The 13454-nt window shown below is 69.5% G+C and carries 11 protein-coding genes; 3 read left to right on the forward strand and 8 right to left on the reverse strand.

Going from position 1 to position 13454, the window contains the following annotated elements; genetic code table 11:
* Window positions 1-78 precede the first annotated feature (78 nt).
* From C8E84_RS05335 to C8E84_RS05370, 8 genes are all read right to left on the reverse strand, one after another.
* Entirely contained in the window at window positions 79-1344 is a 1266-nt protein-coding gene (locus tag C8E84_RS05335; RefSeq protein ID WP_211675408.1) for a DUF6357 family protein, read from the reverse strand.
* Window positions 1345-1379: 35 nt separating this feature from the next.
* Window positions 1380-2840: an NAD-dependent succinate-semialdehyde dehydrogenase gene (locus C8E84_RS05340; RefSeq protein ID WP_159900114.1), complete on the reverse strand. Its 1461-nt coding sequence runs from the start codon at window positions 2838-2840 to the stop codon at window positions 1380-1382.
* 67 nt (window positions 2841-2907) lie between these two features.
* Window positions 2908-4191 (reverse strand): saccharopine dehydrogenase family protein, encoded by a 1284-nt coding sequence (locus C8E84_RS05345; protein WP_159900116.1) that lies wholly within the window; start codon window positions 4189-4191, stop codon window positions 2908-2910.
* An 82-nt stretch (window positions 4192-4273) separates the two neighbouring features.
* Complete coding sequence (locus tag C8E84_RS05350; RefSeq protein WP_159904524.1) at window positions 4274-5047, reverse strand: ABC transporter permease; 774 nt, start codon at window positions 5045-5047, stop codon at window positions 4274-4276.
* A gap of 26 nt (window positions 5048-5073) precedes the next feature.
* Window positions 5074-5988, reverse strand: coding sequence for an ABC transporter permease (locus C8E84_RS05355; RefSeq protein ID WP_159900118.1), 915 nt, complete (start codon window positions 5986-5988; stop codon window positions 5074-5076).
* Window position 5989: 1 nt separating this feature from the next.
* Window positions 5990-7132, reverse strand: coding sequence for an ABC transporter ATP-binding protein (locus C8E84_RS05360; protein WP_159900120.1), 1143 nt, complete (start codon window positions 7130-7132; stop codon window positions 5990-5992).
* Window positions 7132-8370 carry an ABC transporter substrate-binding protein gene (locus tag C8E84_RS05365; protein WP_159900122.1) on the reverse strand — a complete coding sequence of 413 codons (1239 nt, stop codon included), beginning with the start codon at window positions 8368-8370 and terminating at the stop codon, window positions 7132-7134. The genes C8E84_RS05360 and C8E84_RS05365 overlap by 1 nt, the downstream gene beginning before the upstream one ends.
* Window positions 8371-8382: 12 nt before the next feature.
* Complete coding sequence (locus tag C8E84_RS05370) at window positions 8383-9831, reverse strand: gamma-aminobutyraldehyde dehydrogenase (RefSeq protein ID WP_159900124.1); 1449 nt, start codon at window positions 9829-9831, stop codon at window positions 8383-8385.
* A gap of 177 nt (window positions 9832-10008) precedes the next feature.
* Here C8E84_RS05370 and C8E84_RS05375 point away from each other — a divergent pair, with 177 nt between their 5' ends.
* The 3 genes from C8E84_RS05375 (at window position 10009) to C8E84_RS05385 (ending at window position 13416) form a co-directional block, all read left to right on the forward strand.
* On the forward strand, window positions 10009-10512 hold the full coding sequence (locus tag C8E84_RS05375) for an Lrp/AsnC family transcriptional regulator (RefSeq protein WP_159900126.1): 504 nt from the start codon (window positions 10009-10011) through the stop codon (window positions 10510-10512).
* Window positions 10509-11939 carry an aspartate aminotransferase family protein gene (locus C8E84_RS05380; protein ID WP_159900128.1) on the forward strand — a complete coding sequence of 477 codons (1431 nt, stop codon included), beginning with the start codon at window positions 10509-10511 and terminating at the stop codon, window positions 11937-11939. Before C8E84_RS05375 ends, C8E84_RS05380 begins: the two co-directional genes overlap by 4 nt.
* A 124-nt stretch (window positions 11940-12063) precedes the next feature.
* Window positions 12064-13416 (forward strand): NAD(P)/FAD-dependent oxidoreductase, encoded by a 1353-nt coding sequence (locus C8E84_RS05385; RefSeq protein ID WP_159900130.1) that lies wholly within the window; start codon window positions 12064-12066, stop codon window positions 13414-13416.
* Window positions 13417-13454 lie beyond the last annotated feature (38 nt).

Here is a 13454-nt window from a genome sequence, read left to right on the forward strand (position 1 = left end):
CGAAACGAGCCCCCGGGGAGTGCCCCCGACCCCGCCGGGCCCCCGCACCAACCAACTGCCCCCTTGATCAGCGCTTCCCTAGGAGTTTGCCTCGCGACGCCGCGTGCGAGCGCGCTCGAGCTCCGCAAGGTCGGCCGTCCAGGGGCCGTGTGGATCGAGCGCGGCACAACCGCCATCGACGAAAGCGCGCACCCGTGTCCGAAACCCGTCGAGCCCGTCGACGAGCGTGTACTCGACCCGGTACTCGGGTTCCGAGGCGCCCTCGCCCCTCGTCACCGTCGTGATCCGGGCGACCGAGTCCGCGTAGAAGTGCAGCTGGAGCCCTTCGCCCAGCTGCTCGTCCTCGATCGTGAACACCTCGTTGTCCGGGGCCGAACGGCTGGCGACGAACTCCCAGAAGGCGGCGCCAGCGGTGCGGCTATCGCCAGGAGCCCACGGCTGCGCCACCTCCTTGTCGTCGGTGAACGTCAGCCGCGCCGTCCTCACCCCGCCCGGACCACCTGCACGGTCACCCACCCCCTCGGCGTCGTCCTCCTCCGGCAGGTTCTTCGAACGATCCCTGACCTCCGAGCACATGAGGAATCTCACGGTGGCCACCGCGTCGTCCGCCAGCTCAGGGTGGGCGGCACGCACGGCCTCCTCGGCCACGGTCGCCACCCGCTCCCATGCTGCCTTGTCCGTTACCCCCCTTCCATGGCGTGGGTCCAGGCCGATGCGCATCCCCGTGGTGGCCCGCTCCGCCGTGGCGATCACCCGCAGCACGTCGGGCAGCAGCTCAGGATCGACCTCGTCCGGAAGGCGTTTCGGCAGCGTCGCCCCGTGCACGTACTGTCCGGTGAACCGAAGGATCGCGGTGTCGAGTGGAGCCAACGTGACGCCACGCTGCGCGCGCCGCCGGTTCACCTCGTATTCCTCCACCCGGCGCCGGTCGGGGGTCACGGTCGCTTCGGACAGGGCCGCCCAGACCTTGCCGTCGTCGAGCAGGTCGATGTCGCCGCCGTGGGCCATGAGCAGGCGCCAGTCCCACCGGATGCCCCGGAACAGGGCGTCGACCTCGTCGGGCGTGCCGAGGAGGGTGGGGTCCAGCAGCGCGACGGCAGCCTCCACGTCGAGATCGCCCTGGCTCCCGGCGTCCCCGCACAGCGGCAGCACGGCACTCCACAGCAACAGGTGCCTCCTCAGGTCCGCCTCGATCACAGCGGCCCGCACCTCGTCGACCGGGAATCTGAAGACCCGAGGATCATGGTTGGCATCCGCCCCGGCGGCGAGCTCGATGCACAGCCCGTTCTCGCACCGGACCACGGCAGGGAACCAGCCCTGACGGGTGAACACGACGTCGCGCACGGCTCTCCTCCTCGTTCGCTCCCCGACCAGCAGCCTCAGAGGGCGATGCCGACGTACTTCGTCTCGAGGTACTCCTCGATGCCCTCGAACCCGCCCTCGCGGCCGAAGCCCGACTGCTTGACGCCGCCGAACGGCGCGGCCGGGTTGGACACGATACCGGTGTTGACGCCGATCATCCCGAACTCCATGGCCTCGGCCACCCGGATCATCCGGTTCTGGTCGTTGGTGTAGATGTAGCCGACGAGGCCGTACTCGGTGCCGTTCGCCGTGGCCACGGCATCCGCCTCGTCGGTGAAGGTGCACACCGGTGCGACCGGCCCGAAGATCTCCTCACCGAGGCAGCGGCTGTCGGCCGGCACGTCGGCGAGCACGGTCGGTGCGTAGAAGAACCCCTTGCCCGGCACGGGTGCGCCGCCGGTGAGCACGCGGGCCCCCTTGCCGACGGCGTCCTGGACGAGCTCGTCGACCTTGTCGCGAGCCTTGCCGGTGATGAGCGGTCCGACGTCGACCCCCTTCTTGGTGCCCTTGCCGACGACGAGGGCACCCATGCGGGCCGCGAGCTTGGTGGCGAACTCCTCGGCGAGCGACTCGTGCACGAAGAACCGGTTCGCCGCGGTGCAGGCCTCACCGATGTTGCGCATCTTCGCGAGCATCGCCCCGTCGACGGCCGCATCGACGTCGGCGTCCTCGAAGACGAGGAACGGGGCGTTGCCCCCGAGCTCCATCGACAGGCGCAGCAGCTGCTCGGCCGACTGCTCGACGAGCATCTTGCCGACCGGGGTGGACCCGGTGAAGGTCAGCTTGCGCAGCCGCGCATCGCGGATGAGCGGCTCGCACACGGCACCGGAGTGGGTCGTGGTGACGACGTTGAGCACGCCGTCGGGCAGGCCCGCCTCCATCATGACCTCGGCGAGCAGGAGCATCGTCAACGGCGTCTCGTGGGCGGGCTTGACGACCATCGTGCAGCCCGCGGCGACGGCCGGGCCGATCTTGCGGGTGCCCATCGCGAGCGGGAAGTTCCAGGGCGTGATCATCAGCGTGGGACCGACGGGCTGCTTCATCGTCAGCAGCCGCGACGCGCCGTTGGGGGCCACCGAGTAGCGCCCGTGGATGCGCACGGCCTCCTCGGCGAACCAGCGGAAGAACTCGGCACCGTAGGCCACCTCGCCGCGCGCCTCGGCCACCGTCTTGCCCATCTCCAGGCTCATCAGGGTGGCGAACTCGTCGGTGCGGGCAACGAGGGCGTCGAAGGCCCGGCGCAGGATCTCGCTGCGCTCACGCGGCGGGGTCGCCGCCCAGGTCGGCTGGGCCTCGTGGGCCGCCGCCAGCGCGGCGAGCCCGTCCTGCGGCGTCCCGTCCGCGCACGTGGTGAGGACGGCACCGGATGCCGGGTCGCTCACCTCGAAGCGCGCGCCACCGCTCGCTTCACGCCAGGACCCTGCGATGAGCAGGCGGGTGGGAACGGACTCGACGAGCGACTTCTGGGTGAACGCCATGGGTGTGTCCTTCTGGGGCCGGGCGGCGGTGATCGGGGCAGGTACGAGGTGGTGGCGAGCCTACGACTCAGCGGTCCTCGAGGCCCCAGGGGGATCCGTAGCCCTGCGGCTTCGGCGCGGCGAGCAGGTCGAGGAACGGCACGGCGTCGAAGGCCTCCGGGCCGAGCACCCCCGCGCCCGACCAGGTGCCGTTCGCGAGCAGCTCGAGGGCGACGACCGGGTTGATCGCCGTCTGCCACACGACGCACTGGGCGCCGTAGTCGCGCATCGTGTCCGCGTTGTCGGACACGTGGTAGAGGTAGGTGCGCCGCGGCATCCCGTCCTTGCCGGTGCCGGTCACCCACAGCCCGGCGCAGGTCTTGCCCTCCATGCGCGGGCCGATGGTCGCGGGGTCGGGCAGCACGGCGGCGACGACGTCGCGGGGGCTGACCTGCACCCCCTTGACCGTGACGGGGTCGGTGCCGTCGAGCCCGAGGGTGTGCAGCGTGCGCAGGATCGTGATCATCTCCTCGCCGAGGCCGTACTTGAAGGTCACCTTCTCGGCGTCGACCCAGCGCGGCATGAGGAGCACCTCCTCGTGCTCGACGTGCACGCACTCCACCGGACCGATGCCCTCGGGGAAGTCGAAGACCTCGGGCTCGCTGAACGGCGGCAGCGTGAAGAAGCCGGCCTCGACGTCGTAGCCGCCGTCGGCGCCCACCGCCCGGGCCTTCTCCCACACCACGGGCGGGTTCAGGCACTCCTCGATGATCGTCCACATCGAGAAGCCCGGGGCGAAGACCTCGTTGCCGTCCTCGTCGCGGATGACGAGGTTGGCGCCGTCGCGGGTGCCGAGCTCGTCGATGTGGCTGAACAGGTGGTCGGCGGCGTACCGGGCGAAGACGTCGGAGAGACCGGGTTCGACCCCGATGCCGACCAGGGCCAGGCGCCCGTCGGCCTCCCACTGCGCGGCCTGGGCGAGCTGGTCGTCGCCGAGCTTGACCCCGACCTTGGCGTACGGCTGCTCCGGGTGACGGCTCGACAGGCTCATCGCCATGTCGAGGTAGTCCGCACCGGCGGCGCGGGCCCCCTCGAAGATCGGCAGCACGAAGCGGGGGTCCACGGCGTTGAAGACGTGCGTGGCACCCACCTCCCGCGCCAGCGCCTCGACCGCAGCGGCATCCGAGGCATCGACCTGCGCGGCACGGAACCGGGTGTCCCCCGGGATGCGCTCGATGACCGAGGCCACGGTGCGCTCGGCGCGGGTGAGGTCGTAGTCGGCGACCACCCACTGCTCGAAGAAGGATCGTTCGGCGGCGATGCGGGCGGCGGCGTCACCGACGCCACCGGCACCGACCATGAGGACGCGCATGGTGTTCCTGTCTCAGGGTGTCACCGGGTGTGCCGGTGTGGGTGGAGGTCCGGCACGCCGGGCTCGCGCCCGGCGGGCCGGATCACTTCTTGCGGGCGTTGCCGATCAGCTGGCCGCCGACGACCAGCGCCAGGGCGATGACGAACATCGAGAAACCGATGACGTTGGCCTGGGCCGGGATGCCGCGCAGGTAGGAGATGTAGACGAACTTCGGGAACGTCGTCTCGTTGCCGGAGACGAAGTTGGTGATGATGAAGTCGTCGAAGGACAACGAGAACGCGAGCAGCGCCGCGCCGACGATGCCCGGGAGCACCAGCGGGAAGGTGACCTTCCAGAACGTGCTGCCCGGCCCGGCGTAGAGGTCCTGGGCGGCCTCCTCGAGGCGCGGGTCCAGGCTCTGCAGGCGGGCCTTGACGGTGACGACGACGAAGCTGACGCAGAACATGATGTGGGCGATGACGATCGTCCAGAAACCCAGGCGCAGACCGACGTTGGAGAAGCCCTGGACGAAGATCGTCAGCAGGCTCGCACCGAGGACGATCTCGGGGGTGGCCATCGGCACGAAGACGAGCACGTTGCTCGTGGCCCGACCGCGGAAGCGGTGGCGGACCATCGCGAACGCGAGCATGGTGCCGAGCACCGTCGCGACGACGGTGGCCAGGAACCCGATCTGGATCGAGGTCACGAGCGACTCACACACACCTGGGGCGCCGCAGGGGTCCTTCCAGTGCTTCAGCGTCGGGCTGCCCTCGGGGTTCCACGTGATGTTCGACTTCTTGTAGTTGTTGAACGAGAAGGCGAACGTGTAGGCGACGGGCAGGAACAGGTAGAACAGCACGAGCAACGCCGTGATCATGGCGAAGCGGTTTCCGATCCAGCGGATCACACCAGTTCCTCCGTTCCGAAGCGGCGCACGTAGACGAACACCATGGCGAGGATGAGAGCCATCAAGGTGAACGACAGCGCTGCGGCCGTCGGGAATCCGCCTGGCACCCGGAAGAACTGGCTCTCGATGACGTTGCCGATCATCTTGGTGTTGTCCGACCCGAGCAGTTCGGCGTTGACGTAGTCACCGGCTGCCGGGATGAAGGTCAGCAGCGTACCGGCGAGCACGCCCGGCATGCTGATCGGCAGGGTCACCGTGCGGAACGTCGTGAACCCGTTGGCGTACAGGTCTCCCCCGGCCTCGATGACCCGCGAGTCCGCGCGCTCGAGCGAGGCGTAGATCGGCAGGACCATGAAGGGCAGGAAGTTGTACGTCAGACCGGCGACGACCGCGATCCAGGTCTCGGTGATTCGCCCACCGGGCAGCAGGTGCAGGGTGTTCAGGGTCGACGCGACCGGACCCTCGTCCGCGAGGATCTGGCGCCAGGCCACGGTGCGCAGGATGAACGAGGTGAAGAACGGCGCGATGACGGCGATGAGCATGACGTTGCGCCAGCGACCGGCCTTGAACGCCATCGCGTAGGCCAGCGGGTAGGCCAGGCAGAACGCGAAGAACGTCGCGAGGGTGGCGAACAGGATCGACCGGCCGAAGTGGGGGGCGAAGTCGGTCAGGGCCGTGACGTAGTTGCCGAAGTTCAGGTCTCGGTAGTAGTAGCCGGGGTAGCCGGGGAACTGCGACTGCAGGCTGACCGAGAACAGCTGGACGAGCGGGATGACGAAGAACACGAGCAGCCAGAGCGCACCGGGCAGCAGGAGCAGGTAGGGGACCCAGCTCCTGCCCTTGTGGTCGGGCTGCGGCACCGGCGGCGGGTTCGCCCCACCACCGGCTCCGACGTGGGCGAGTGCGCTCATCTCAGATCGCCTCCGCCGCCGCGCGGGCCTCCGCCTCGTCGACGGGGACGCCGAACGCGTGGTGGGGGTTCCAGGACAGCCACACGTCGTCGCCCGGGCGCAGGTCGATCGGCTCGACGTCGAGGTTCTGCTCGTAGCAGCTCCACACCGTGCCGCTCGGCAGCTGCACGAGGTACTGGGTGGCGACACCGGTGAACGACACGTCGAGCACGGTGCCCTTGACGTCGTCGCCGACACCCTCGGAGGGGCGCCGCATGACGCGCACCTTCTCCGGGCGCACCCCGAAGGTGATGTCGCCGTCGGCGACCGCGCTGCGCTCGAGGGGGATCTTGACCTTGGTGCCCTGGATCTCGGCGACGAGGTGGCTGCCGTCACGGTCGACGACCCGGCCGCTGCCCAGGTTGGACTGACCGACGAAGTTGGCGACGAAGGCCGTGCTCGGCAGGTCGTACATCTGGGCGGGCGGGCCCATCTGCTCGATCTTCCCGTGGTTCATCACGGCCACGGTGTCGGCCATGGTCATGGCCTCCTCCTGGTCGTGCGTGACGTGGATGAAGGTCAGGCCCACCTCGGTCTGGATGCGCTTGAGCTCGACCTGCATCTGGCGCCGAAGCTTGAGGTCCAGGGCACCGAGCGGCTCGTCGAGCAGCAGCACCTCGGGGCGGTTGACGATGGCCCGGGCCAGGGCCACGCGCTGCTGCTGACCACCCGAGAGCTGGGCGGGCTTGCGGCCTGCGAGGTGGTCCATCTGCACGAGCTTGAGGGCATCGTCGGCGAGCGCGGCGGCATCCGACTGTCCCCGCCGCTTGGGACCGAACGCGACGTTGTCGCGGATGGTCAGGTGCGGGAAGAGCGCATAGCTCTGGAACACCGTGTTGACCGGACGCTCGTAGGAGCGGCTGCCGGTGAGGTCGGTGTCGCCGATGAGCAGGCGCCCGCTCGTCGGCTGCTCGAGACCGGCCACCATGCGCAGGGTCGTCGTCTTGCCACAGCCCGAGGGGCCGAGCAGGGCGAAGAACGAGCCACGCGGGACGACCAGGCTGAGGTCGTCGACGGCAGTGAACTCGGCGAAGGACTTCGTGACGTTCTCCAGACGCAGGTCACCCTGTGCGTCGCGGAAACCGCTTGCGTTCTTGCGAGCCATCAGTTGCCCATCACCTTCTGCCAGATGGCGCTGTATTCCTGGTCCTCCTCGGGCGAGAGCGCCCGGAACCCTTGGATGTTGTTGTCCGCGATGAAGGCCTCGCTCGGGAAGATGAAGGGGCTCTCGGCGAGGTCGGGGTCGGTCTTCGCGAGCACCTCCTGGGCTCCGACGACGGGGCACACGTAGTTGACCCAGGCCGCGACCTCGGCAGCGACCTCGGGGTCGTAGTAGAAGTTCATGATGGTCTGGGCGTTGCGGCGGTGCTGCGAGGTGATCGGCACCATCATGTTGTCGCTCCAGATCGTGCCGCCCGACTCCGGGATGACGAACTCCCAGTTCTCGTTCTCGGTCTCGGCGCGCAGGATGAACAGGTCACCGCTCCAGACGATGCCGGCGATGGCGTTGCCCGACTTGAGGTCCTCCAGGTAGGAGTTGCCCTTGATCCGGCGGATGTAGCCCTCGTCCATGCGCTTCTCGATCTCGGCCACCGCAGCCTCGAACTGCGCCTTGCCGAAGTCGGACGTGATGTCGACGCCCTGGCTCTGCATGATGAGCCCGACGGTGTCGCGGAACTCGCTGAGCACGACGATCTTGCCCTTGAGCTCGTCGGTCCACAGGTCGTCGATGGTCTTGATCTCCTTGGAGACCTTGGACTTGTCGTAGCCGATCCCCGCGAAGCCCGTCTGCCAGGTGAGCGAGAAGTTGCGGCCCGGGTCGAAGCTGACGTTCTGCAGCGCCGGCAGCAGGTTCGGTGCGTTCGGCATGGTGATCAGCTCGAGGGGCTGGCAGAGCTGGTCGCGGATGATGCGGTTGGCCATCCAGTCGGTGAAGGTGAAGATGTCGCGACCGATGTCCTGACCCGCACGCAGCTGGGGCGCGATCTTGTTGAAGTACGCGTCGTTGTCCTCGATGTCCTCGGTGTACTCGGCACGGATGCCGGTCTCGGCCATGAACCGCTCGAGGGTCGGGTACTTCTTGGTCTCCTCGTCGTAGTCGAGGTAGGCCGTCCAGTTGGCCCAGCGCACCACCTTGTCGGTGTCGGAGAGGTCCTCGGGAAGCACGAGGGAGGAGACCCCACCGGAGGGCGGCGGGGGCGGCGCGCACGCGCTGAGCGCCGCCGCCGCGCCACCGAGGGCGGCCGTGCCGAACAGGGAGCGGCGCGTGAGCGCCGAGGACCGCGCGGCGCTGATCAGCCCGCGGGTCATGGGGTCGGCCGGAGGCCGCCGTCGAAGTGCCATGTGGTGTGTTCCTCAGCTCTCGATGTTCGCCATGACGTGCTTGATGCGCGTGTAGTCCTCGAACCCGTACATCGACAGGTCCTTGCCGTAGCCCGACTTCTTGTACCCGCCGTGCGGCATCTCGGCGACGAGCGGGATGTGGGTGTTGATCCACACGCAGCCGAAGTCCAGGGCCTTGCTCATCCGCATGGCCCGGCCGAAGTCCTTGGTCCACACCGAGGACGCGAGGCCGTAGTCGACGCCGTTGGCCCAACGAATCGCCTCGGCCTCGTCGGTGAACTTCTGCACGGTGATGACCGGGCCGAAGATCTCGTTCTGGATGGCCTCGTCGTCCTGGCGCAGCCCGGAGAGCACGGTGGGCTCGAGGTAGTAGCCCTCACCGAGGTCGGTGCGGCGGTTGCCGCCCGCCGAGACCGTCGCGTGGGAGGGCAGTCGGTCGATGAAGCCGGAGACGTGAGCCAGCTGACGGGCGTTGTTGACCGGGCCGAAGAGGGCGTCCTCGTCGTCGGGGAGGCCGACCGGGGCCGACGTGCGCGCGTACTCGGCCAGGGCCGCGACGAAGTCGTCGTGGACGCCGGGAGCGACGAGCACCCGGGTGGCGGCCGTGCAGTCCTGCCCCGCGTTGAAGTACCCCGCGACGGCGATGCCCTCGACGGCGGCCTCGATGTCGGCGTCGTCGAACACGACCACCGGAGCCTTGCCACCGAGCTCGAGGTGGACGCGCTTGATGTTCGGCGCCGCGCCGGCCGCGACCTCGGCGCCCGCCCGCACCGACCCGGTGATCGCGACGAGGCTCGGGGTGCGGTGCTCGACGAGCATCCGGCCTGTCTCGCGGTCACCGGTGATGACGTTCAGGGTGCCCGCCGGGAGGAACTGCGAGGCCAGCTCGGCCAGGCGCAGGGTGCTCTCGGGGGTGGTGTCGCTCGGCTTGAGGACGACGCTGTTGCCCGCCGCCAGAGCCGGGCCGATCTTCCAGACCGCCATGAGCAGCGGGTAGTTCCACGGGGTGACCTGCCCGACGACGCCGATCGGTTCGCGGCGGATCCACGAGGTGTGACCGGCCATGTACTCGGCCGAGGCCCGGCCCTCGAGGACGCGGGCCGCGCCGGCGAAGAAGCGCAGCTGGTCGACCATCGGCGGGATCTCCTCACTCGCGGTGAGGGCCTTGATCTTGCCGGTGTTCTCGGACTCCAGCGCGATGAGCTCGTCAGCGTGCGCCTCCACGGCATCCGCGAACTTCAGCAACGCCTGCTGGCGGTCGCTGGGGGTCGTGGCGCCCCACTCACCCGCGAAGGCCTGCTCGGCGGCGGCGTAGGCCGCGTCGACGTCCTCCTGACCGCTGACCGGAGCGGTCGCGACGACCGATCCCGTCGCCGGGTTGATGATCTCGGTGGTGGAATCTGTCCGCCCGTCGACGTACTCGCCGCCGATGAAGTTGCGCAGGTGTCGCTGACCGCTCATGGGTGATGGCTCCCAAAGGGGTGGGGGGTGGGTTCGGTGCTACCGGACTCTAAGCGCACGACCACCGAAATCGCTAGGGATTCTGCGACGGATGTGATGAAAAGTTACACACCGGACACACAATGCATACGGAATCCGTTCCAAGGGTGCTTGCAAACCGTCGGGATCCGCGACACGATGGCGCGCGTGACCTCCACCTCTCGACCCCCCAGGGTGACGCGTGCATCGTCCGAGACCCGTCTGGACGACATCGCCAAACACATCATCGAACTGCTCCAGGACGACGGCCGGCAGTCCTACGCCGCGATCGCCAAGGCGGTCGGCCTCTCCGAGGCCGCTGTGCGCCAGCGGGTGCAGCGCCTGCTCGACGCCGACGTCATGCAGATCGTCGCCGTGACCGACCCCCTCCAGGTGGGCTTCAGCCGCCAGGCGATGATCGGCATCCGGGTATCCGGGGACCTGCTCGCCGTCGGCGACGCCCTCACGGCGATGCCCGAAGTCGACTACGTCGTGACCACGGCCGGCAGCTTCGACATCCTCGCCGAGGTCGTCTGCGAGGACGACGACCACCTCCTGGACCTGCTCAACCAGCAGATCCGCACCCTGCCCGGCGTCACGAGCACCGAGACCTTCGTCTACCTGAAACTCAACAAGCAGCACTACAACTGGGGTACCCGATGAGCACGTACCCGTCCGACGTCTGGGAGCCCAGCTCCGACCGCCACACCGGTACCGGCGCTCTGTACTCCGACGCCGCCCGCGACCACCTGTGGATGCACTTCACCCGGCACTCCACCTTCGAGGAGCGCGGCCTCGGCCACTCCGTGCCGATCATCACCAAGGGTCAGGGCTGGACGATCTGGGACGACCGGGGCAAGGAGTACATCGACGCCCTCGCCGGTCTGTTCGTCACCAACGTCGGCCACGGACGCACCGAGATCGCCGGGGCGATGGCCAAGCAGGCCAGCGAGCTCGCGTTCTTCCCGTTGTGGTCCTACGCCCACCCGCGGGCCATCGAGCTCGCCGAGCGGCTGGCGCACCACGCCCCGGGCGACCTCAACCGGGTGTTCTTCACCACCGGCGGCGGCGAGGCCGTCGAGACGGCGTGGAAGCTGGCCAAGCAGTACTTCAAGCTGACCGGCAAGCCGACCAAGCACAAGGTCATCTCGCGCTCGATCGCCTACCACGGCACCCCCCAGGGGGCGCTGTCGATCACCGGCATCCCGGCGGCGAAGTCGATGTTCGAACCGCTCGTCCCCGGCGGCCACAAGGTGCCCAACACCAACATCTACCGCGCCCCCGAGCACCTGCGCGACGACGAGAAGGCGTTCGGTCGCTGGGCCGCCGACCGCATCGCCGAGGCCATCGAGTTCGAGGGCCCGGAGACCGTCGCGGCCGTCTTCCTCGAGCCCGTGCAGAACTCCGGCGGCTGCTTCCCGCCTCCGGCCGGCTACTTCGAGCGGGTCCGCGAGATCTGCGACGAGTACGACGTCCTGCTCGTCTCCGACGAGACGATCTGCGCCTTCGGCCGCATCGGCTCGATGTTCGCCTGCGACGACCTGGGCTACGTCCCGGACATCATCACCACGGCCAAGGGCATCACCAGCGGCTACGCCCCGCTGGGCCTGATGATCGCCAGCGACCGGCTGTTCGAGCCGTTCCGCCACGGCACGACGTACTTCCCGCACGGCTACACGTGGGGCGGGCACCCTGTCTCCTGCGCAGCCGCGATGGCCAACCTCGACATCTTCGACCGCGAGGGCCTCAACGACCGGGTCAAGGAGAACGCCCCGATCTTCAAGCGCACCCTGGACAAGCTGCTCGACCTGCCGCTCGTCGGTGACGTGCGCGGGGCCGGCTACTTCTACGGCATCGAGCTCGTCAAGGACAAGACCACCCGCGAGACGTTCAACGACGACGAGAGCGAGCGCCTGCTGCGCGGCTTCCTGTCCAAGGCGCTCTTCGACGCCGGGCTGTACTGCCGGGCCGACGACCGCGGTGACCCCGTGGTGCAGCTCGCTCCCCCGCTGACGATGGGCCCGACCGAGTTCGACGAGATCGAGCGGCGCCTGCGGTCGGTGCTCACCGAGGCCGAGAACCACCTCTGATCGCGGCATCGTCGCCCGCCCTTCCCAACCTCCCAACGAGTGAGCGCAACATGCCGTGCCTGATTCACCGTCAGCGGCGTGTTGTGCTCACTCGTCTCCCCAACCGACTGACCGGACGGCGCGGATGACCCAACCCTTGTGGGCCGACGGTGCGAGCGCCACCCGCGCCACGGCATCCGACCTGCCGTTCTCCGCAGAGGTGGTCATCGTCGGCGGTGGCTACACCGGCCTGTGGACGGCGTACTACCTGCTGCGCGAGCGCCCCGGGGCCGACGTGCTCGTGCTCGAGGCCGACCATGTCGGTTTCGGGGCGAGCGGTCGCAACGGTGGCTGGGTGTCGGCGCTCTGGCCGGTGTCGCCCGACACGCTGGCTCGCCACGCCGGGCGCGCGGGGGCCGTGGCCCAGCTGGCCGCGCTGCGCGACACCGTCGACGAGGTCGGCCGCGTCGACGCCGCCGAGGGCGTCGGCAGCGGGTTCACCAAGGGCGGTGCGCTGGTCGTCGCCCGCACCCCCGCCCAGGAGGAGCGCGCCAGGGCGTCGGTCGCCCACTCGGCCTCGTGGGGCGGGTCGACGACGTGGCTGGATGCCGGTGCCACCCGTGAGCGCCTCGCCGTCGCCGTCGCGCGCGGGGCCACCTTCACCCCGGACTGCGCCCGGGTGCACCCGCGGCGACTCGTCGACGGGCTGGCGGGGGCCGTGCGCCGGCTCGGTGGGCGGATCGTCGACGGGGCGCGGGTGACGCGCACGGGCGACCGGGTGGTGGTGCTCGCGGACGGGCGCCGGGTGTCCGCGGGTGCGGTCATCCACGCGACCGAGGGCTGGTCGGGAACGGTGTCGGGGCAGGGCCGCCGGGTGGTGCCCGTGTACTCGCTGATGCTCGCCACCGAGGTCATCGACGACGCGCGGTGGGCACGCATCGGGCTGGCCGGCCGAGAGGTGTTCAGCGACCACGGCCACGTCGTCATCTACGGCCAACGCACCGGCGACGGCCGGATCGCGTTCGGTGGCCGCGGCGCGCCCTACCACTGGGGGTCGGCGATCAGGCCGGAGTTCGACCACGACGAGGCGGTGTTCGGCGCACTGCGCTCGATCCTGCGAGACCTGCTCCCCCAGCTCGACGGGGTGGGCTTCACCCATGCCTGGGGTGGGCCGCTCGGCATCGCCCGCGACTGGCACCCCTCGGTCACGTGGGACCCGGTGGCCCGGATCGGCGGCGCCGGTGGTTACGTCGGCGACGGGGTGGCGGCGAGCAACCTGGCCGGCCGCACCCTGGCCGACCTCGTGCTCGGACGTCAGTCGGCACTCACGGCCCTGCCGTGGGTCGGGCACCGCTCGCCGAGGTGGGAGCCCGAGCCGTTGCGCTGGCTCGGCGTCAACGCCGGACTGCGGTTGGCGCAGGCTGCTGATCGCGAGGAGCTCTCGACCGGGCGGCCGGCGCGGCTCGGGTGGCTGCTCGACCGGCTCACCGCCCACTGACCTTTCTCCCCCGGACGGTGACGGGTCGGCTACGTTCG

The organism is Ornithinibacter aureus, from assembly GCF_009858245.1.
In the GTDB taxonomy this organism is placed as follows: Bacteria; Actinomycetota; Actinomycetes; order Actinomycetales; family Dermatophilaceae; genus Fodinibacter; species Fodinibacter aureus.